General features: G+C 37.3%; 23 protein-coding genes and 1 riboswitch. Of the genes, 16 read left to right on the top strand and 7 right to left on the bottom strand.

Annotation, left to right across the window (positions count from 1 at the left end):
• Nucleotides 1-5: 5 nt before the first annotated feature.
• Nucleotides 6-1,739 (bottom strand): chemoreceptor protein, encoded by a 1,734-nt coding sequence (locus GX497_09445; GenBank protein HHY73436.1) that lies wholly within the window; start codon nucleotides 1,737-1,739, stop codon nucleotides 6-8.
• A 224-nt stretch (nucleotides 1,740-1,963) separates the two neighbouring features.
• Nucleotides 1,964-2,740 (bottom strand): methyltransferase domain-containing protein, encoded by a 777-nt coding sequence (locus GX497_09440; protein HHY73435.1) that lies wholly within the window; start codon nucleotides 2,738-2,740, stop codon nucleotides 1,964-1,966.
• A gap of 126 nt (nucleotides 2,741-2,866) precedes the next feature.
• Between GX497_09440 and GX497_09435 the strand changes: the two genes are divergently transcribed.
• Nucleotides 2,867-3,760 carry a LysR family transcriptional regulator gene (locus GX497_09435; protein HHY73434.1) on the top strand — a complete coding sequence of 298 codons (894 nt, stop codon included), beginning with the start codon at nucleotides 2,867-2,869 and terminating at the stop codon, nucleotides 3,758-3,760.
• A gap of 10 nt (nucleotides 3,761-3,770) precedes the next feature.
• Here GX497_09435 and GX497_09430 read toward each other — a convergent pair whose 3' ends face one another.
• Both GX497_09430 and GX497_09425 read right to left on the bottom strand, forming a co-directional pair.
• Nucleotides 3,771-4,943, bottom strand: coding sequence for a toxic anion resistance protein (locus GX497_09430; protein HHY73433.1), 1,173 nt, complete (start codon nucleotides 4,941-4,943; stop codon nucleotides 3,771-3,773).
• A 2-nt stretch (nucleotides 4,944-4,945) separates the two neighbouring features.
• Complete coding sequence (locus GX497_09425) at nucleotides 4,946-5,728, bottom strand: 5-bromo-4-chloroindolyl phosphate hydrolysis protein (protein ID HHY73432.1); 783 nt, start codon at nucleotides 5,726-5,728, stop codon at nucleotides 4,946-4,948.
• A gap of 235 nt (nucleotides 5,729-5,963) precedes the next feature.
• On the opposite strand from GX497_09425, the gene GX497_09420 reads away from it, so the two are divergent.
• A complete protein-coding gene (locus tag GX497_09420) occupies nucleotides 5,964-7,442 on the top strand; it encodes a flotillin family protein (protein ID HHY73431.1) in 1,479 nt (492 codons plus the stop codon).
• 131 nt (nucleotides 7,443-7,573) lie between these two features.
• Here the strand turns inward: GX497_09420 and GX497_09415 are convergent, their stop codons facing one another.
• Nucleotides 7,574-8,383 carry a phytoene/squalene synthase family protein gene (locus tag GX497_09415; GenBank protein ID HHY73430.1) on the bottom strand — a complete coding sequence of 270 codons (810 nt, stop codon included), beginning with the start codon at nucleotides 8,381-8,383 and terminating at the stop codon, nucleotides 7,574-7,576.
• 235 nt (nucleotides 8,384-8,618) lie between these two features.
• On the opposite strand from GX497_09415, the gene GX497_09410 reads away from it, so the two are divergent.
• From GX497_09410 to GX497_09400, 3 genes are read left to right on the top strand one after another with little or no spacing between them, the layout of a single operon-like run.
• On the top strand, nucleotides 8,619-8,840 hold the full coding sequence (locus tag GX497_09410; protein ID HHY73429.1) for a DUF1659 domain-containing protein: 222 nt from the start codon (nucleotides 8,619-8,621) through the stop codon (nucleotides 8,838-8,840).
• A 38-nt stretch (nucleotides 8,841-8,878) separates the two neighbouring features.
• Complete coding sequence (locus tag GX497_09405; GenBank protein HHY73428.1) at nucleotides 8,879-9,100, top strand: DUF2922 domain-containing protein; 222 nt, start codon at nucleotides 8,879-8,881, stop codon at nucleotides 9,098-9,100.
• A 55-nt stretch (nucleotides 9,101-9,155) separates the two neighbouring features.
• Complete coding sequence (locus tag GX497_09400) at nucleotides 9,156-9,332, top strand: YvrJ family protein (GenBank protein ID HHY73427.1); 177 nt, start codon at nucleotides 9,156-9,158, stop codon at nucleotides 9,330-9,332.
• A gap of 111 nt (nucleotides 9,333-9,443) precedes the next feature.
• Here GX497_09400 and fbpA read toward each other — a convergent pair whose 3' ends face one another.
• The gene (gene fbpA / locus GX497_09395) at nucleotides 9,444-9,599 is read right to left on the bottom strand and encodes a Fur-regulated basic protein FbpA (protein HHY73426.1); all 156 of its coding nucleotides are present in this window, start codon (nucleotides 9,597-9,599) and stop codon (nucleotides 9,444-9,446) included.
• 371 nt (nucleotides 9,600-9,970) lie between these two features.
• On the opposite strand from fbpA, the gene GX497_09390 reads away from it, so the two are divergent.
• From GX497_09390 to GX497_09355, 8 genes are all read left to right on the top strand, one after another.
• Nucleotides 9,971-11,263, top strand: coding sequence for a two-component sensor histidine kinase (locus GX497_09390; GenBank protein HHY73425.1), 1,293 nt, complete (start codon nucleotides 9,971-9,973; stop codon nucleotides 11,261-11,263).
• Nucleotides 11,264-11,271: 8 nt separating this feature from the next.
• Nucleotides 11,272-11,436, top strand: a complete 165-nt coding sequence (locus GX497_09385; GenBank protein ID HHY73424.1) for a rhodanese-like domain-containing protein — start codon at nucleotides 11,272-11,274, stop codon at nucleotides 11,434-11,436.
• Nucleotides 11,437-11,468: 32 nt separating this feature from the next.
• Complete coding sequence (locus tag GX497_09380; protein ID HHY73423.1) at nucleotides 11,469-11,864, top strand: sulfur reduction protein DsrE; 396 nt, start codon at nucleotides 11,469-11,471, stop codon at nucleotides 11,862-11,864.
• A 200-nt stretch (nucleotides 11,865-12,064) separates the two neighbouring features.
• Nucleotides 12,065-12,232 carry a hypothetical protein gene (locus GX497_09375; GenBank protein ID HHY73422.1) on the top strand — a complete coding sequence of 56 codons (168 nt, stop codon included), beginning with the start codon at nucleotides 12,065-12,067 and terminating at the stop codon, nucleotides 12,230-12,232.
• Between the two features lie 34 nt (nucleotides 12,233-12,266).
• Nucleotides 12,267-12,704 carry a DUF1284 domain-containing protein gene (locus tag GX497_09370; protein HHY73421.1) on the top strand — a complete coding sequence of 146 codons (438 nt, stop codon included), beginning with the start codon at nucleotides 12,267-12,269 and terminating at the stop codon, nucleotides 12,702-12,704.
• A 206-nt stretch (nucleotides 12,705-12,910) separates the two neighbouring features.
• Entirely contained in the window at nucleotides 12,911-15,256 is a 2,346-nt protein-coding gene (locus GX497_09365; GenBank protein ID HHY73420.1) for a xanthine dehydrogenase family protein molybdopterin-binding subunit, read from the top strand.
• Nucleotides 15,253-16,092 (top strand): xanthine dehydrogenase, encoded by an 840-nt coding sequence (locus GX497_09360; GenBank protein ID HHY73419.1) that lies wholly within the window; start codon nucleotides 15,253-15,255, stop codon nucleotides 16,090-16,092. The genes GX497_09365 and GX497_09360 overlap by 4 nt, the downstream gene beginning before the upstream one ends.
• A complete protein-coding gene (locus GX497_09355; GenBank protein HHY73418.1) occupies nucleotides 16,089-16,577 on the top strand; it encodes a (2Fe-2S)-binding protein in 489 nt (162 codons plus the stop codon). Before GX497_09360 ends, GX497_09355 begins: the two co-directional genes overlap by 4 nt.
• Nucleotides 16,578-16,630: 53 nt before the next feature.
• Here the strand turns inward: GX497_09355 and GX497_09350 are convergent, their stop codons facing one another.
• Nucleotides 16,631-17,029 (bottom strand): hypothetical protein, encoded by a 399-nt coding sequence (locus tag GX497_09350; GenBank protein HHY73417.1) that lies wholly within the window; start codon nucleotides 17,027-17,029, stop codon nucleotides 16,631-16,633.
• A gap of 524 nt (nucleotides 17,030-17,553) precedes the next feature.
• Between GX497_09350 and GX497_09345 the strand changes: the two genes are divergently transcribed.
• The 3 genes from GX497_09345 to GX497_09335 are packed head-to-tail and all read left to right on the top strand — an operon-like array spanning nucleotide 17,554 to nucleotide 20,463.
• Nucleotides 17,554-18,489: a magnesium transporter CorA family protein gene (locus tag GX497_09345; GenBank protein HHY73416.1), complete on the top strand. Its 936-nt coding sequence runs from the start codon at nucleotides 17,554-17,556 to the stop codon at nucleotides 18,487-18,489.
• A 21-nt stretch (nucleotides 18,490-18,510) separates the two neighbouring features.
• Nucleotides 18,511-19,461, top strand: a complete 951-nt coding sequence (locus GX497_09340) for a magnesium transporter CorA family protein (protein ID HHY73415.1) — start codon at nucleotides 18,511-18,513, stop codon at nucleotides 19,459-19,461.
• A gap of 48 nt (nucleotides 19,462-19,509) precedes the next feature.
• The gene (locus GX497_09335) at nucleotides 19,510-20,463 is read left to right on the top strand and encodes a magnesium transporter CorA family protein (GenBank protein HHY73414.1); all 954 of its coding nucleotides are present in this window, start codon (nucleotides 19,510-19,512) and stop codon (nucleotides 20,461-20,463) included.
• A gap of 308 nt (nucleotides 20,464-20,771) precedes the next feature.
• A riboswitch (TPP riboswitch) is annotated at nucleotides 20,772-20,887 on the top strand.
• Nucleotides 20,888-21,019: the final 132 nt, after the last annotated feature.

Raw genomic sequence — 21,019 nt, 5'->3', positions numbered from 1 at the left:
GTCCCTTATTTTAATTTTTGTTGCTTTTCTTGTTCTAAATCGTTTAAAAGCTGGTTAATATGTTTCAGTACATCTTTCGAGGCATCTTCAAGACTTGCTAAATGCTTTTCAGCCGTTTCGATATCATTTCTTAAATAAGCTTCGGCGGCTCTTTTTGCACAGCCATGGACACGTTCGTGTGGTTCATCTAACAATCGGTAGCTTGCATACTGATCGCATCGTTCTTTTGTATTTTCATTGAAATACCATTTTCCTAAGCGACAATTGTGGTGAGCTGTAACATCATTAGGATCAATTGTTTCTAATCCTAAGAACATATTGTAGATGCGCCATTTCCATAAAATATGGTCTGTTTTCGATAAGCTTAATAATGCTTTTGTTGATAATTTAATATTATTATAGCTAATGACTTCTTGTCTGAATGAGTCAATCGATTGACTTAAAGAATAGACGGCCGCCCCGGTGTTTCTTCCGAGATCGCGAACAACATCTGATAAGTTTGAGATAGAAGCCATTCGATTTGCGATTTCATCGGTAGCTGCTGCCTGTTCTTCACATACTGATGCAATATTCATTGTATCTTGGTTGATTTCTTCGACAACATTAACAATTTCTGTTAACAATGGCAACGCTTCTTGTGCTTCAGTTGTAGCTTTTTCAATAACAACAGAGGTCGAATTAATAGAATCGGAAACCTCAGTTGAAAATGATCGTAAATTTTGCACGTTTTCTTGAACTTGCTTGAGGGAAGAAAGTGTATTTTCTGCTAGTTTGCGCACCTCACTAGCCACGACTGCAAAGCCTTTGCCATGCTCCCCAGCACGTGCTGCTTCAATGGAAGCATTAAGGGCAAGTAAATTTGTTTGATCAGCAATTCCGTTAATTAAGCCAACCATGTCTTCGATTGTTGAAACATACTTGATTAGGTTCGAGAAGTTTTTGACAATTTCATCAAATGTATCCCGTGTATGAATAATTTCATCTAGGGCATCGCTAATTTCATTTTTTCCATTTTCGGCTTTCTCAACAGCTTGGGCCGTTTTTTCAGATACATTTGTTGCAGATTTTGCTACCTCTGTAACAGATGCTGTAATTTCTTCAGTTGCTGCTGTCACATTTTGAATTTCACGATTTTGTTCTTCCAAGCTTTGAATGAGATCTTTGATGTACATGATTTCTGCATTTTTATCCATTAAGTGGGCGATGCCCTCGGATACTTGTTCAACTAACTTTTCAGAAAATACTTCAATAAGGATTTCTTGTTCAATATTAATGGAGCGTTGTAGCGATTCCATTAAATGTATACACTTATGAGGATGTAGGCCTTTTTTTGATAAAAGATGGGTAGTTAAATAAAAATTCAACTGATTAAAAACGATGGCTAGTTTCCCAATATTGTAATGCTTCGCATGCAATTCTTCAAAAAAAGTAATAATTTTATCAACATAATCTAAATTTCTTTCTTCATAGAAAAATGTCTGTATATAGCGGCTAATTGATTCTTTCGAAATCGTAGTTGTGCTTTCATCTTTAAGTTTTTGGAGTGATGTTTCAAAAATTTCTACTATTTCGTTCGTATTTGACTCTAGCAACAAAACGATGTCTTTTAATCTATTTTGGTCTTCGATTGTAAAATGGTTATATTCTAATGTTTCTTTAAACCGCCCCTTCATTTCAATATCCGTTCCATATTTAAGAAGCTGATCAATCTTTATTGTAGGTTTTAGTTTTTCTAGCATTCTACGTCTCTCCTAAAAAGTAATAATATGAAAATATTTCCTGAATATCATTATAACGGATACCTTCCAACTAATTAAGTCCATATTAAAACATTCATGAGAGATTTGTTTGCAATTTTCATGGAATTTTTTCAAAAAGCGACAATATTTGACTTTTAAAATAAATAAAACGCTCAATATTATGAATAAACGTAATTTTAAGCTAAATTTATAATTAATTTGGATTATTTTTTGATACCAACAATGCGAAGTCTCTTGTAATCGGCAATCCAGTTTCCGTTTTCAAACATGATATCTTTTAAGTTGAATTCAGCATTTTTAATAATTGAAAGTTTAGTTTCTTCCTCTAATCCGCTAAACATCAGAGCACCGAACATTTCTAGCCAATTCTTTAGACCATCATCTCCCTCCAATTCAGTTGGTCGATCAAAGTGATAGGCGAAAAGGACTTGAAATCCAACTTCTTCCATAAGTGATGTGTATTCGCCGATACTGGGAAAGTACCAAGGAAACTTTTCTTCATCAAAAGCCAATCCTATCTTTTGAAATTGCTTTCTTACTTCATCCGTTATCATTTGCACATTTCCTTTACCACCAAGCTCCGCAACAAATCTTCCGCCTTTTCTTAAGCTCTTGTATATATTTTTTAGTGCCTCTTTCGGCTCTTTAATCCAGTGTAATACGGCATTTGAAAAAACGGCGTCAAATTCATCTTTGTATGGTAAATCAAGGACATCATGAATATGAAATTTAATTTCTGGGTATTTGCCTTTTGCTTGATTAACCATGTTGGCTGAGTTGTCAACACCCATTACTTGAATTCCCATGTCATATAGTTTTTTCGCCAAATCTCCAGTACCACAGCCTAAATCAAGAATTTTCTCATCCTTTTTCGGCGCTAATAGTTCAACAACATCCGCCCCGTAATTTGAAACAAACGAATGGTTACAATCATAAAGATTTGCATTCCATTGGTCTTTTACATTTTGAATAGTTCCCATCATACATCCTCCTCATTTACCATTGGTTATTTGTTAATTGAATTATAATGTAGAAGATATATAATGGGAATTAATAAAAATAAAGAATATTAATAACGAGTTGTTATAAGGGGAGAAGTATTCACTATGGAAATGAAGTGGCTCAAAACGTTTATGATTGCGGCGCAAACAGAGAATTTTAGAAAAACATCTGAGGAGCTTTTTTTAACCCAGCCAGCAGTTACAAAGCATGTCCAAAGACTTGAAGAATTTTTGCAAATTCAATTATTTCAGAGAAATGGAAAAAAGGTTCATTTAACTCCTGCAGGGTATCGATTTTTAAAACATGCCCAAACCATAGTTTCCGCTTATGATGAGGGAATGAAGGATTTTCAAGCATGGAAACAAGGCTATGACAAAAAACTGACAATTGCCGTTGCACCTCAAATAGCGGCTTCGATTTTACCTTCTTTACTGCGGGATTTCATCAGTCAGCATCCATCAATTGAGGTTATGATTAATATCGTAAAATCATTTGAAATTGGTGAAGAAATCAATGCAGGACGAGCCGACTTAGGATTAACGAGAATGAAGCCAGTTCAGCCGAATCTAAACTGCATAATGATTCACGAAGAAAATGTTATTTTAGTTGCACCAAATGAAGGAAGGAGAGAAAATAATTTTTATTGTGAAAAAAATATGCTGCAAAAATATAGGCTCATTACTGATAACCATCCTGAATATTGGGACACGCTCATAGTTGAGGTGAAAAAACATTATCCCAATGTGCAAACGATGAAGGTCAACCAAATCGAAGTGACAAAGCGATTTATTGAAGAAGGCTTTGGTGTTTCATATTTACCAATAACGATGGTAAAAGAAGAGATTATGGAGAAAAAAATGATTGAAGTGCTAGAAGAAAAGGTTTGTCCATCTAAATCTTTAACATATCTTGTTACGAAAATTGATACTGAGGAGGTAAAATTGTTTTCAACGTTTATTAAACAGAAACGCTTAGAGAGAGGGGGAATTTCACTCTAAGCGTTATTGCCTATTTTAAACTTAGCAGCGTTTGCTTCATTTCGTCTTCCATTTTGATTAATTCTTGCTCGGCTTGCTGACGCTTTATCCGGCCTTCATGCTGAATGCGGATCGTTTCTTGTAATGTTGTAATTAAATTTTCCTGTGTTTTTTTCAATGTTTCAATATCGACGATACCTCGTTCATTTTCAATCGCTGTTTCAATGCTGTTTGTTTTTAACATTTCTGCATTTTTTAAGAGAAGCTCATTTGTTGTTTTGCTTACTTGCTTTTGTGCTTCAACTGCACGCTTTTGTCGATACAATGTTAAGGCAATTGTGATTTGATTTTTCCAAAGCGGAATCGCCGTTAAAATGGATGACTGAATTTTTTCCACTAATGCTTGATTCATATTTTGAATCATGCGAATTTGTGGGGCGCTTTGAATCGTGATTTGCCGACTTAACTTCAAATCATGAAGACGTTTTTCAAGCCTGTCCGCAAATTGGGCTAGGTCATTTAATTCTTGATAGACCATTTGGTCATCCGATTGTTCCGCTTTTTGTTTGAGGGCAGGAATATCTTTTGCATGGAGTTCGTCCAATTTTATTTCACCAGCTGCAATATAAATATTTAAGCCCTCAAAGTATTCTTTGTTTTTTTGAAACAGTTCCTCAAGCATACGGTTGTCAGTTAATAGTGTATTTTTTTGATGATCGAGTTTGACGCCGATTTTATCGATTTGGGAACCGATTTTTTGGTATTTCGATAAAATTTCATTGACAGAGCTTGAAACTTTATTGAACATGCGCTGGAAAAAGTTTTTCTTATCGCCGCTTAATTCTTCTGGATTAACTTGTTCCAGTTTTTGCATAAGCTCTTTCAGTACATCACCAATTGGCCCAGTTTCTTTATTTTGGACATGCTCAAGCATTGAATGAGAGAAATTGGCAAGCTTCGTTTGTGCGGCAGTTCCAAATTGAACGATGGCCTGCTGGTCTTTTGGATTAATTTGTGTTGCCAATTGAACTGCTTTTTCACGGTATTCTACCGGTAATGTATCAATTAAACGTTTCGGTTTTTCTTCATCGAAAGAAACGACAGGCATAGGCTCCTTGTCAATCTCCCCAAATGGGTTTGCTAGTAAATCAGTTAGCCCATCGCTGCCAACATTTGAATTTTCATTTTTCATTTCATTGCTCATCATTATAATCTCCTTTCATCGGGTAATTCACTTTTATCACGTTTAATTTGATCTGTAAAATTAATTTTAATTGCTGGTGTTTCTTCTGTTAAAAGCTTCTGATTGGCGTTATTATTTTCAGTATGCGTAAACTTAGATGATTGCAAATTGTCATCTTGAAAAAGACTATGATTGCGTTCATGCGTTTTTTTAGCAACATCAAGTTCTAGATTTAATGTTTCTATATCATTTGAAAGAATCGTCAGTAAATCATCATCAAGTGACTTTGCAAGTTTTTCAAGCGTCTGTTCCGTTTCAGACAGCGACAACCGTACCTCTAAATCTTTTACATTTTGCTGAGATAAAAAAACATAGCGCTCCGATAATTCAACAACTGAATCTAAGTGATAGAAGAAAAAACGTTCTGCTTGGTAAAAACGTTTTGGTTCTTTTTTTACAATTTGATAAATTTGTTTAACGACCCGTTGCAGGGAGCCGATTAGCCTGGCAGCGCGAAAGGAACGAATGCCAAGAAGCGCCTTGTTTAGCCGTTTTATTTTATGCTGTGCTTCTTTTAAATTACGCTCAATATATTGAAACTCTTTTTTAGTTAAATCATTGCTCTTCAATAGCTTTAGCTGTTCACGTCTTTTTAAAATATAACTCGTTACGCCACCCCCAATAATTGCTAGTAAAGAGGATACCCAAAAGGACTGATTAAACCCAAAAAATGATAGTGGCCAAACCACTGCAAATGCCACCAAAGACAGGAAGCTACGTAATAAAAAAGAAAAAAATGATTTCATACAATCTTCTCCTATAAATATTGAGTGTTTCACTTACTCCTATTATACGACAAAATATGTGGACAAGTTTCATTATTAGAGTAGCTTTTTCTATTATATACTACAGACCTACTATAAATCTGGGGAAAATATCCTAAATATTATTTTTATTGTAACCTTTTGAAACACAGAACGTAATCATTAATGGGAGCGGGAATCAATACGCTCACTATCTTGGAAGGAGTGGTTCGAAGAAATGTGGAGCTTTATCTGGTTAATTTTAGGCGGTATTATTCTTTTTATTTTGCTCATTGGTGGCGGCATCGGCTTTTTTATTTTCAAAAAGCGGTATCGCACAGCAAGCTCAAACCAAGCTTTAATCATTACTGGACCAAATTTGGGGAACCCAGAAAGTGACCCACGTATTTTTGAAGATGAGAATGGAAGAAGTTTGAAAATTATTCGCGGAGGCGGGTTGCGCTTGCGTTTATTTCAAACTTGCACACCTGTTGATTTAAATTCTTTCCAAATTAAATTGACAACTCCAAAGGTATATACGGCGCAAGGAGTGCCAGTTATTGCCGATGCGATTACATCAGTTAAAATTGCTGACTCCTTAAATGGAATTGCCAATTATGCTGAACAATTTTTAGGAAAAAAACAACCTGAAATTGAAGAAGAAGTTTCAAAAGTACTAGGAACGAATCTGCGGGCGATTTTATCAAAACTTACGGTTGAAGAGATTAATAATGACCGTGAATCGTTTAATCAACAAGTGCAGGACATTGCGCAAAAAGAGCTAGATAATATGGGCTTCAAAATTACTTCGTTTGGTTTAGATGATTTGCGTGATGCTGATGAGGAAAATGGCTATTTAGAAAACTTGGGCCGCCCGCGGATTGCCGAAATTCGCAAAAAAGCGGAAATGGCTGAATCAGATGCGGAAAAAGAAACTCGCATTTATAAAGCGAAAAATGATCAAGAAGCACAAGACGAGGAAAATAAGCGTTTATCGGCAATTGCCGAATCAAAGAAAGAAAAAGATATTAAAGAAGCGCAAATAAAGGAAGAAACGGAAAGAGCACGGGCAAAGTCTGAACAATCATATGAATTAGAAAAAGCAAGACTAGCTCAGCAAGTGAAGGAAGAAGAAATGAAAATCCAGTTTATTGAGCGCCAAAGATTGGTCGAATTAGAGCTGGAAGAACAAAAACGGCGCAAAGCACTTGCCGATTCTGATGCATACGACATTAAAGCAAAAGCCGAAGCTGAGGCTAATAAAGCTAAAATCGATGGAGAAGCGAAAGCACTTATTGAAAAACAAAAAGGTCTTGCAGAAGCAGCTGTAATTCGGGAACGAGGACGGGCAGAGGCGGAAGCGAAAGAATTAATGGCTCAAGCAATGGCAAAATATGGGGAAGCCGCCATCTTGGAAATGTTCATTGATATGCTCCCTAAATACGCTCGTGAGGTCGCCCAACCGCTTTCGAAAATAGAGGGAATGAAGGTGATTGATATGGGTGGCTCTGAATCTAGTGGAGCCGCAAAGATCACTAATAATGTAACAAAAACAATGCTAGGACTACAAGAAAGTTTAAAAGAAACGACTGGTATGGATTTAAAGGCTTTGTTGGAAAGCTTTGTTTCGCGTGGAGCTGTCAATCATTTTGGCGATTCCAAATCGGAAATTGCTGTGGGTGGGGAAGATGAGAAAGTAGAGAGTGAGAATAGTTGAGAGTTAGAAAAGACCAAATCGTTATGATTTGGTCTTCAATTTGACCTGCAGGATTTTATTAACGATGGTTACTCCATAAAAACCGAACTCAATCGTAATAACCAGACATTTTATTTTCGAAAAGGAATTAATTACCCAATAATAGTATCAACAATTTTGACAACTTCCTCGCGCTGTAATTTTTCTTGATTATTTTCAATGACGCGAAGGGTTCCATGTGCAAGCGCTAATGGTATGGAACAAAATTCATAGATAGGCTTTGAGTGAATCGCTGTAATATATTCATCAGCTTGGGCAAGTTGTTTTTTTGCATAGTGTATCATTTTTTCTTGGGTCCAGCCCTCTGGGAAAAAAGAGACGCCACGACCTAAGTCTTCCCTTTGATTGCGGACGATGTTCACAGCTTGTAAGCCTCGTCCGAAAGCTACGGCTAGATTAGAATCAGTATCAATTTCATCATGCCATTTCCATAGAAAAGATAATAGCTCACCGACTAAACCAGCTACAACATATGTATAATCGTCAAGATCTTCCTCCGTCTGTACAAGCCAATTCCGTTCTGTCCAGGAGGCCATCCCTAACGCCATGTTCGAGATAAAAAGCCGTACCTTTGAGGAAATTTCCAAAGGAATGAGGCTGAGCCAATCGTCTATTCTTACAGTTACCTCTGGCAACATATCAATAAATGGTTCGAACAAGGGGGAAAGGGAATCATCTTCGTTCAGTATACGCTCTCCAATTGAGGTAAGGAGTTGAATTTTATTCTCTCTTGCTAGAATTGGATGATCTTCTATTTCATCAATGCTTCGCATACAAAGGTATGCAGCCATTACGACGTGATGGAGTGAGCCTTCCAAACGAGAAATCGGAATAACAAAAGTGCGGCTAGTCAAAGCGAGCATCTCTTCTGCTTCCTTTAATAATTGTTTTCTATCTTCCATAGGGTTTCCCTCATTTCTTTCATGGTAATCTAATTGTCATTCTATTTAGAAGAGCTCAGGATGAATACTTACTAATTCTATCATAAAAGAATTTTCGGAATTGAGCCACTTTTATGGTGACGAAAAAAGCACATTTTATATATTATGATTTACTATTTTTTGTAGAAAAATAACGAGATGTCTCCCTTTTTTATTTTTCACGCCTATATATAGGTTGAAGGGAGGTGATGAACAGATGGCAACGGAAGTAATGAACGAAAGCAAGCTTCGAATTGAATATAATCAAGGTGTTGATTTAGAGGGAAAGGCGATCTACAAAATTAAAAGTTACAATAATCTAAAAACAACAGCAACACCTGATGATATTCAAACTGTATCTTTAGCGATTGCTGGGCTGCAACAGCATACATTGGCTAATGTAGAGCGCAACAGCAGCTATAAGATTATCGCAGGTTAGTCGCTTCTTTAAAATATTTATAGGAAGGAGGAAACGAAATGAGTAAAAAACTAGAGTTGCAGTTTGTTAATAATGAAGGGAAAACGGCGACCATCGCTATTGATGACCCAATCGAGCCAGTAAATACAGCTAGTGTGTCTGCAGCGATGGATACCATCATTAGCGCAAATATTTTTACTTCTACTGGTGGTGATTTAGTTGCCAAAAAAGGGGCACGCGTCGTAGAGCACAATGTAATGGAAGTAGATTTAGGCCTATAAAGGCTTATAGAAATGAGATTGACGTAAATCTAAAATGAAAAGGGGGGATATCATCTTGGAACAACTGCTTCCATTCATTCAAGATTATGGCTTTCCGGTTGTTGTTACATTTTATTTGCTTCATCGCGTTGAGTTGAAGCTTGATGCACTTAACAAGTCAATCCTTGAGCTTCCTGACCGAATGGGTGGATTAAGCTATTCTCCAAATGTAAATACGAAAAAAACAATCTAGCAAAATTTAAAAGCCATCGAAGTTGCCTAAAATGACAACTTACGATGGCTTTTGTTTCTGTCTAAAACTATCCAAAAAATTTTTATTAATTTTTCCACGAAAGCCCATTCATCATTGAAAAAGGGTACAAAATGAATATTGATTATTTGTGATTGAACAAAGTTCCCTTTTAAGCTCCTTTTCGGTTGCTTCGTATAACTGACGACCATCAGGCATTTTAAATAAACCGACATTTAAAAGAATCTCGATGAAGTAATCTTTCCCCACTTTGTTGTTATACATCATAAGTATTCACCCCACCCCTAAATGTAAGCGTTTACAACAATTATTATAATTCTTTTAAAATTTTATGTCAATGTTTCTTATGACTTATTTTTTAAAAATAACTGTATGACTTTTATATTATGGTATTTTTTATAATTTATTACAAAAAAATTAATTTCGACAAGGAATTTACTGTTAAACGTCGAATAATCTTGGATATAATAGGAAAATAGCTGAGGTAAGGAAGAGGGCCTAAAAGACTTGTCTAATACTATGTAAGATAGTTCTTTAGATGTATTTTGTAGGTTATGTAGCTTAAGAATTTCTTCAGTGCTGTTCATCATGCTACCTCTTAAAAGGAGGCAGTTTAGGTAATGTATGAGTTTATTAAGGATCTTTCAACAAATTTATTTTTCATTTTGTTTTTAGTGCTTTTATACCAATATTGGTCAGAGAAGAGGGACTGGTCAAAGCGAGCAAAAAAAGCGGCAACCTTTCTTTTGGGAGCTGCTGGTATCGTTTTGTGTATGAAATTTTCAATAAAAGCCGAGGACGGTTTGTTTTTTGATTTGCGATATATTCCATTTATCATTAGTGGATTATATGGTGGGCCGGCTATAACAATTGGACTATATATCGTCATGCTTGTGGTCCGTTTTTTCTTAGGGGGAATGGTGGGATTTTTATTAACAGTTCTGATTGCAACGTCAGTTGCCATATTGGTTTTCGCAGTTAGAAAAAGGTTCCTAACCTGGTCTGTATTTGAAAAAATGCTTTTTACTGTCGCTTTTAGTACATATAATGCTTTTGTTGTTACTATTTTAATTGTTCTATTTTACCCAAATTCATCTATGAACTATGTATTTTGGATTGCTTACATAGCCTCTTATTTAATCGGGCCGTGGATAACGCTTAAAATAGTGGAGGATATTCGCCATAATGAACTTGTGTACAGAAAGTTAATACGCAATGAGAAGTTAGAAGCTGCGAGTCATCTTGCCTCAAGTATTTCACACGAGGTTCGCAATCCATTGACAGCATCAAGGGGATTTATGCAGCTTTTGAGTGAGCAGGATGTACCAGATAATTGCCGGGATTACATTAGAATAGCGATCGATGAAATAGACCGGGCGGCAGGTATTATTCAAGATTATTTAACATTTGCTAAACCTTCACCTGACAAAATCGAACTCCTCCATACAAAGACTGAGCTTAAATGTTCCATTGACGTAATGCTTCCGTTAGCAAACATGAATAATGTGACGATTCATACAAAAATAATGGATGGTATAATTAAAGGTGAACGCTCCCGCCTTCAGCAATGTCTTGTAAATTTAATGAAAAATGCTATTGAAGCAATGCCAAATGGTGGCTTGTTAACAATTCTTTCCTCAGTTGTTAATAATAGTTTCATTACAATCCAAATTAAAGACACTGGAATTGGAATGGATGCAACTCAGCTATGTAGGTTAGGGGAGCCTTATTTTTCAACAAAGGACATGAAGGGCACGGGTCTTGGTATGATGGTTGTCTATCGGATTATCGAATCAATGAATGGCTTTATAGATGTTGAAAGTGAAGTTGGCAAAGGGACATGTTTTACGATTACGCTACCATTGAAAAGTGAAAATAATGAGAATGTTAGTTTAACAAAGAAAGTGGTTTAGAAAAACGAATCAATGAACTGAACAAAGAAGACGAAATCTTCGTTATTTGTCGAGCTGGAAATCGCAGCGATCTTGCGGCTAGAGAGTTGGCTAAAAATGGCTTTACGAAAGTCTTTAATGTCATACCAGGTATGAGTCAGTGGACTGGCAAAACGACGGGAATTAATAAATAAAAAAATTTCAAGAAAAAATGGAGGAGTGTAAAATGAGTAAAAAAGTCGCAATTATCGCAAGTAACGGTGGAGTATTTGAAGCATATAAAGTATTTAATATTGCAACTGCCGCAGCAGCAACAGAAATGGAAGTCGCTATTTTCTTTACGTTTGAAGGATTAAACTTCATTCACAAAGAAGCGAATAAACAACTGCCAATGCCAGCGGGTAAAGAACATTTTGCAGAAGGTTTTGCAAAAGCAAATGTTCCAGCAATTCCTGAATTAGTTGGAATGGCGCAAGAAATGGGAGTCCAGTTCATTGGTTGTCAAATGACAATGGATGTTATGGGTCTTGACAAAGAGGCTTTTGTTGACGGTATTGAAGTGGGTGGTGCTGTAACATTTTTAGAATATGCAAAAGATGCCGATATCACATTAACATTCTAATTCACTTGAATTTTTCAGTGATTGCTAATACTTTGTGTTAAAAAAGAAAGTCCAATTACATTAGCTAATGGACTTTCTTTTTTGTGTGCAACTTTTTTGACTCCATCAACCGAGTTACATTGAGGAATATGGTAATCTTTAATCGGGTATAATTGCAATAGTTGGACATGTACTTTTTTAAGCAAGGGAAGGAAAATACAATGAGAAACTGGATGTACACTTTCTATTTTGTTGTGATTGGGATTATTTCATTGTTTACAAGAGAAGTTGTGACATTTCTTATGTTAGGATTTGTGTTAATCGCTTTACATAATATTCACTATACATTAAAAGAAATTTTAAATAATATGAAAGAGAAAAATGAGTAATTGTATGAAAAGATGGAGAGGTGTGGGAGAAATAATGGAGAAAAGAATTCTACGTGGACATCATCTTTTATGTGTGCACGGTTTTCAAGGAATGGGCTACAGTCCCGCTTTTGTTGAAAAAATGAGTCAAGTGGTGGAAGAGATAAGAAATTCTGCACTTGATTATCCAATCGAAGTGGTTGCAGGCCTGGATGAAACTTGCTTTTACTGCCCGAATAAAGGGGACGGTTACTGTAATTCACCAAAATCGGATGCCTTTGTCATGAATTTAGATAAAAAGGTAATCAGCCATCTCGGTATTAAAAATGGCGGAATTTATCGCAAAAATGAACTTGTTTCCCTTGTCGCAAGGAACGTTCATCCAGATGACCTTGACTATTTATGTGAAGATTGTTCATGGCTTATGTACGGTGTTTGTAAGGAAGGAATTGCTAAATTGAGAAATTGTTTGCCGCTAAATCAAAATAATTAATTGCTTCAGGCCACTATTGGCCTTTTTTACTTTTTGACTCTCCTGTATAAAATTATCCAAGAAAGGGAAAAAATAAACTTTAGTTTGGATAGTATTGTTCTACTGATTAAGAAGGCTATTTATAGGATATCAGTATAAGAAAAACATCAAAATTCGCTAATATGGCAAATTTCGTGTTTTTCTAACCTTTCTAGGAGGCTTGTGATATGCAGGAAAATCCATGGATGTCGGTTGGAAAACCTGAACAAAGAATTGATGCCGTTGAAAAAGCAGCGGGTATAGTAAAATATGTTGGGGATTTCTATGCCCCAGGCTCAGCACATGCAAAATTAGTTACAAGTACATATGCCCATGCCAAAATAAAAACGATAGATGTGACGGAAGCATGGAAAGTGCCTGGGGTCCGCGCCATTGTTACAGGAAAAATGTTTCCTTATCATATTGGCCCGATTCTAGCTGATCGTCCACCGCTTGCGTATGAGAAGGTTCGCTATTACGGTGAGCCGATAGCGATTGTTGTTGCCGACCATGAATACCAAGCTAAAAAAGCAGCTGGGCTTGTAAGAGTTAGCTATGAACCATTTCCTGTTATCAACTCCGTCCGAGAGGCCTTTCATAATAAATCGACATTGGTTCACGCGAATTCAGGCCAATATATGAAAATCATTAGCAATGTCTATCCAGTTCAAGGTACGAATATAGGAAGTCATATAAAAATTCGCAAAGGTGACTTTATAACTTCTTGGGAAAATTGCGAGGTAAAAATTAAAGAAACATACTCTTTCAATCTTTCTGATCATGCTGCATTGGAGCCGCGCTGTGCAAGAGTGGAAATTAATCCTGCTGGTAAAGTCATCGTTCATTCGACAACACAGTCACCTTTTACAATCAAAAAGGTATTAAATCAATTTTTTAATATTGATGTTGGAAATATCATCGTACATGTTCCGATGATTGGTGGAGCATTTGGAGGAAAAGGAACTGTCCAGTTGGAACCGCTTGCTTATCTGGCTTCAAAAGCGATTGGCGGAAAAATGGTGGTATTAAATTATAGCCGTGAAGAGGATTTACTCACAGCTCCCGGTCATATTGGGCTTGAAGCAACGATTGCCCTTGGGGCGACAAAGGATGGGAAGCTTGTTGCTGGGCAATATACATATTTGATTGATTCTGGCGCTTACACAGACCAAGCTGCCGGGATAACGAGAGCGATGGCGCTTGACTGCACTGGCCCGTATGATGTGCCAAATGTATGGTGCGACTCTTACTGCATGTATACGAATCATCCATACGCAACCTCTTTCCGTGGCTATGCCCATCCCGAACTAACCTTTGCGGTCGAGCGGACAATCGAGCAGCTTGCCGAAAAATTAAATATTGACCCGCTTATCCTAAGGAAAATCAATGTGATTAAACCCGGTGCTTCATCGCCAACGCAGACAAATCTAAATGCAAATAATATCGGTGATGTTGAAAAATGCATTGAACGGGCCAAGGAGTTAATTGGGTGGGATGAAGGAAAGCGGCTCGAAATCGCAAATGGAATGGTGAGAGCGAAGGGGTTTAGTACATTTTGGAAAACATCAACGACAGCAACAAATGCGCAGTCAGGTGCAATTTTAAAGTTTGATGCAGATGGGAGCGTTAATTTAAATTGTGCGGCTATTGAATTGGGCCAAGGGACAAAAACAATCTTAGCACAAATGGTGGCGGAAAGATTAAAAATGGATATCAAAAAGGTCCACGTCACAATGGAAGTCAATACTCAATCTGACCCGCACCAATGGCGGACTGTTGCCAGCAGCACAACTTTTTTAGCTGGAAGAGCGGTAATGGCCGCTTGTGATGATGCGATTTCACAATTAAAACGGAATGCTGCCATCGCTTTGCAATGTTCAGCTGAGGATTTAGAGGTTGGCGGTGAACGTGTTTACCTAAAGCCAAGCCCCGAATATGGAATAAAAATCCAAGATATTGCTTTAGGATATAAATATCCAAATGGTCATGCTGTTGAAGGTCAAGTTGTTGGGCGTGGAAAATATATACAGCGCCACTTAACTACGATGGATAAAGAAACCGGTTTTGGAAAACCAGGTCCATGGTGGTCAGTAGGAGCCCAAGCTGTTGAAGTCGAATGGGACCCAACAGATTTTACTTATAAAATTTTAAAAGCTGTTACTGTCCTTGACGGCGGCCGAATTATTAATCCAGCAACAGCAACCCAGCAAATGCGAGGCGGTATGTATTTAGGACTAAGCTTTGCTAGTATGGAAGCTTTTGTTTTTGATGAAAAAGGGATTGTGCTAAATCCCCAGCTAAGAACATATCAAATGATGCGGTTTGGTGAGCAGCCTACACAATACCTTGTCGACTTTGTTGAATCCCCAGCTGCAGACGGTCCATTTGGCGCCCGTGGGATTGGCGAATACGGGGTGATTGGAATGCCGGGTGCTCTTGCGAATGCCCTATCTGCGGCGGCACAAGTTGAACTAAACCATTTACCACTTACACCTGAGCTAATTTGGAAGACGTGGAAGGAGAAGTTAGTATGATTCCGTTTGATTTTGAATATTATCGGTCTGACACCATTCAAGAGGCAGTGAAAATTTTTCATAAAGTAAGAAATGAAGGAAAGATTGTCATTTTTTATAGCGGCGGGACGGAATTCATTACTTTTTCTCGTTTAAATACAATAACAGCAGATGCCGTTATTGATGTTAAAGGTATTGCAGAATGCAATGTACTTGAATTTCAGGATGAGCAATTGGTTGTTGGTGCGGCCGTCTCTTTAAATAAAATTTCGGAGTCAAACTTTTTTCCCCTTTTAGGACAGGCTGTAAAAAAAATTGCTGACCATACTTCAAGGAACAAGATTACTATAGGTGGAAACATGAAGAGCCGCTTAATTTATCGGGAAAGTGTATTGGCCCTCCTTTTGGTTGACGCAAAGGTAAAAATTGCGGGGGAAAAAGGAGAAAGGATTGTCCCGCTAGCGGATGTGTATGAGGAGGAATTGAAATTAACTACAGGTGAATTTCTTGTGCAAATTCTAATTGATAAAACTTATATCAACCTGCCGTTTGTCAGTCTAAAAAAGACGAAAATGTCCAAGGTGGGCTACCCGATTGTTTCTGTTGCTGCAATCGTTAAGGATAGAAATTTACGGGCCGCTATTAGCGGTGTTTGTGAATTTCCTTTTAGGTCGGCTGAATTAGAAACGGCCTTAAACGATTTCACTCTGAAAAAGGCAGAACGGGTGGATAAGGCGGTATCTCTTTTGCCAACTGCTATCATAAATGACCAATTGGCATCTGCTGAATACCGTAAATTTGTATTGAAAAATACTTTAAGTGAAGCGATAGACGTATTGGAGGTTGCGCAAGCATGATTTCGAATGGTAATTCTAAATCAGTTATCAAATTGCATGTAAATGGCGATACACATGAGGTGATGGTCCGCTCTGCTGATACGTTGTTGCAGACATTACGGGAACAACTTGGTTTAACAGGTGCAAAGCGGGCATGCGAAAATGGGGACTGCGGGGCTTGTACCGTATTAGTAAATGGGGAGCCGCACCATTCATGCTTGTCCCTTTCAATAGAATCCACTGATCAACCAATCATGACAATTGAGGGTCTCCCTACTTTCTACATACAAAAGGCATTTGTTGAAAATTGGGCGATTCAATGTGGTTTTTGTACCCCTGGCTTCATTATAAACTCCTATGCGCTCGCCCAAAAGCATCCTAATGCTAGTGATGATGTGATTGAAGAATGGATGCAATCCAATCTATGCCGTTGTACTGGTTACCAAGAAATAAAAGAAGCAATTTTAACCGTGTTGCAAAATTCAGAGAATGGGACAACAGCCTAAAAAAGGGGGCATCCAAAAGCAGATAAATCGGCAAATTGGAGCCCCTAAACATCTTATCCTTTTTTAAAGCTATTATTGCTTTGGTTAAGTGATTCAACAAGACTAAGCGTTTGCGATGCTTGTTCAATTTGCTGTTGAATTTGTTCTAATTGCTGCTGCTGTGCTGTTTGTGCCTGTGATATTGCAATTCCTTGCATAAGGTTTAGCTGTTGGATAGCTTGCTGAAGCTGTTGTCCTGCCTGCTGCATCACTTGCGTGTTCATCATTGATGTATTTTGTTGGATTGTCGTTGATGCTTGTTGCATCGTTTGTAATGCTTGCTGCTTTTGGGCTTGAAATTGTTGTTCCATCATTGCTTGATTTTCCATCTGCTGCTCTGCTTGCTGTAGCAATTGTTGTTGTTCGTAGCTTTGAGATTGTATTTGCTGTTTATTTTGCTGCTGTTTTTTCATGATGTTTTCTCCTTTCTATTACTTCTAGACAAAATAAATGTTACTCCCTTTAGCTTTCCAAAAGTCAATGCTCCTTATCCAATGAAGGTTCTTAGATGGATATCTATTGGAAACTTTCAAAAACTTTTGAGATGAAATTAGTCTCTAGGCTTGACAAATATAAAAAGCAGATTTAAGATTACATGGAAATTAAATAGTTCCTCGTTAGGTGAGGCTCCTATACAAACATAGGCCACTGCCCAGAAATATCGAAAGATGCCCATGGGTAGAACAGGGATTGCCGGATTAAGGCTTTTCATAATGTGGCTAAGAACATTTGTTCTTTACGGTGTATAGTGCCAAAACTGGACTAGGGGGAGGCGTGAAATGTTTTTTTTGTGCGTTTATATAAACCCTCTAGGTCTCCTAGGGGGTATTTTATTTTGAAGGGAGGGGATCGTGATAGAGAGTCCCAGTATGACGGAAGGTGATAGTAGTGAAAAACTTAAATCTGTTTCAATCCAACAGATAAGGAGGATGTCTCAATGCTTAAAATTTATAAAAGCGACGAAAAAGGCCTGCTTCAAGAACAGTCAGATACTGTTTACGGAAGCTGGGTATGTCTTACTGAACCATCGGAAGAGGAGATACATCACGTTGCCAGTCGTCTTGAGGTGCCAGTCGACTTTATCCGCGATTCCCTTGATACGGACGAACCCTCTCGTATTGAAAAAGATGGCAACAATTTGTTAATCATCATCAATGTACCGTTAAAAATGGCTAAGGGTGAAGTTGTACCATATCGTACAGTTCCCATCGGTATCATACAAACAAACGATATTATTCTATCTGTTTGCCGTGTTAATCATCCTATTTTACAAGAATTTAGCGAAAATCTTGTAAAGCTTGTTTTTACGAATATGAAAACACGTCTTTCTTTGCAGTTATTGCTTGTCATAGCGCGGTATTATTTACATTATCTTGATGATATTAATCAAAAAATCATTGCTACAGAAAAAAAAATACAAAAGTCGATTAAAAATAGTGAAGTATATACTTTAATCCATATAAATAAGAGCCTTGTTTATTTCACAAAAGCACTTAAAGTAGGGCTTGTTGTAATGCGAAAATTGCCTCGGGTGCTAAGTGTTGAGATGAACGAAGAAGATGAAAAGCTGATGCAAGCGACACTTATTGAAATGCAACAAGCACTTGATACATCTGAAATTTACAACACTAATTTAGGGAATATGATGGATGCCTACTCGGGCGCGATTGAAATTAACTTAAGCATTGTTGTGAAAGTATTAACGGCATTTGCGGTCATCTCAGCGTACCCGTTAGTGACAGCTAGTATTTATGGGATGAATGTTCCGTTACCATGGCAAGATGGACAATATGCTCTTACGATTCTGATGTCCATCTCTCTCATTTTCAGTTTAGTGACTGGCTGGATATTTTACAAAATGCGTCTATTTTAGGCAAGAAAGTGAGGAGTTCTGATGCTTACAATTTATCAAAGCGATTCATCGGGCCAAGTGCAAAAGGTATCCGATATCGCACATAATACAATACTATATCTTGTTGACCCAACAGATGCAGAAATTTCTCAAGTTTCCGAGAAGCTTAACATACCTGAAGATTTCTTCCGTGATTCTCAAGATATTAATGAGCGACCACGGATTGAAAAAGACGAATCATCACTACTTATCGTCCTTAATGCTCCAATTGCTATGGATGAAGAAAGCGTGTATGAAGAAATTCCATATCGAACATTACCAATTGGGATTATCCATACCGAAGGAAATTTGGTCATTGTTTCAAAAGAGGATATTCCATTGTGCAATGATGTATTTTCGGGCAAGCACGGTCTAGTTCAAACGCATATGAAAACAAGGATTACATTGCTTCTATTTGAGGCGGTCGCTCAGTCGTATCTCAATTTTATCAAACGCATTACGGTACAAGTGGGTCGGCTACAGCAAGAATTGAAAAAATCGCATAATAATCGAGAGTTATTTGGTTTGATTCATATTAATAAGAGCCTTGTTTATTTTTCAACTTCTTTACGTGCAATGAGAAACGTTTTTTTGCATCTTTCCAAAGGGCAAGTGATGAAATTATATAAAGAAGATGAGCAAATGCTTCATAACGCATTGGTAGACCTTGAACAGGCAGCGGAAGTGACAGAGATGCGTAATCTTAGTTTAAGTGGCTTAATGGATGCGTATGCAGCCATTATCCATAATAACTTAAACAGCGTTTTGAAAATACTGACAACACTTACGATTGTGCTTTTGATTCCGACTACAATTGCAAGTATTTTCTCAATGAACGTTCCAATACCTCATGAAGAGGAACCATTCATGTTTATCGTTGCCATGGGGTTAATGGCGGCCATTAGCGGAGGGCTTATCTATATATTCTATAAAACTAAATTTTTACGTTTTTAATAATCTTGCGACAATACAGTAAGATAGTAAGAGAGGATGTGTGACAAAATGCTTTATATATATAACAGTACTTCTGATGGTAAGATTGAAAGTGCAGCTACGATTGGTCAAAACAATTGGATCCATCTTGTTCGACCAACACCTGAAGAAATTGACTATGTGGTTTCGGCTCTTGCTGTTCCAAGGGATTTTTTAATTGATTCACTTGATAAGGAGGAACAATCTCGGATTGAAGAACGTGATGGAACCGTCTTGATTGTGATTCACGTTCCATATGATCGAGTAGACGTTGTAAGTTCATGCGATGATGTGAAATATCGCACGATACCTATGGGCATCATTCATACGGAAGATCATATGATTACGATTTGCAGTGAAGAAATTCCTTTAATGCAAAACCTTTTTACAGGCAAGGTGAATTTTTCTGCATCGAACATGAAAATGCGAAATACTTTAAATATATTAAGTGTAACAGCGCGCGCATATATTCGTTTTTTAGCAACGATTGAACATGATATTACAATGGCAGAAGAGGAACTTGCTAAGTCTTATCGTAATCGCGAGATGTACACGCTTCTATATTTGAACGAAAGTCTTATTTATATGGTAACATCTTTAAAACAGATGAAATTTACGATGCAAAAAATATTGTATGGCAACTACATCGAACTATATGAAGACGATGCAAGTGTTTTAGATGATGTTCTGATTGAGTTGGCGCAAGCTTATGAAGTAACGGATATCAACCAAACGAATTTAAATAACGTGATGGATGCGTACGGGAATGTAATTCAAAACAATGTAAACCGCGTGCTTAAATTGCTGGCCGCACTTACGATTATTTTTTCAGTCCCAACGTTAATCGCTAGCATTTTTGGGATGAATGTGCCTTTGCCTTTTCAAGATGTGTCCAATTCATTTTTCCTTGTGATTGCTATTACGATCGTGCTGACAGGCCTATTCATCTTTGTTTTTTACAAAAAAAATTATTTTTCTCGGTAAACTTGATTTTTCCTTAAAAAGAATATTACTACTATTTCGGAAGAGGAGTGGAAAAAGGCGCAAGCGGAAGGTCCAACAGGCACTGCAAAGGAAATCACCCGTCATAACGGTGATGTTTACCTTTATTACACCCCGCTGGATCAAGTTCTAGAAGGCGATGAATTAAAACGATATGAAGAAATGGTTAAAGACATTCCTACAATTATAAAAAGCTTTACATTTGAGTAAAGGATGGGTGCTATGGGCATAGATTGTACTTTTTACTTTTAATCTTTCTGAATATCATGTATACTTAAAACAAATTGAATAGCACTAACTAGGGGGGTCCAATGAGCTTGGGCTGAGAAGGAAACGCGTTGAAGTTTCTTGACCCTTTGGACCTGATCTGGATCATACCAGCGTAGGGAAGTTAACATCTTCTTTTTGCTTGCATATTCTACACATAAAGCCGGGTCCATCCATATTTGGATTCGGCTTTTTTTCTATTTTATCCTGCCCCCTACTGCTAATTTTGTCTAGATCTCGTCCACTAATAAAAAAAAGGGAGAGATTTATT

The sequence above is a fragment of the Bacillus sp. (in: firmicutes) genome (genome assembly GCA_012842745.1).
Classification (GTDB): domain Bacteria; phylum Bacillota; class Bacilli; order Bacillales; family Bacillaceae_J; genus Schinkia.
This window is presented reverse-complemented; position numbering and strand designations above follow the sequence as displayed.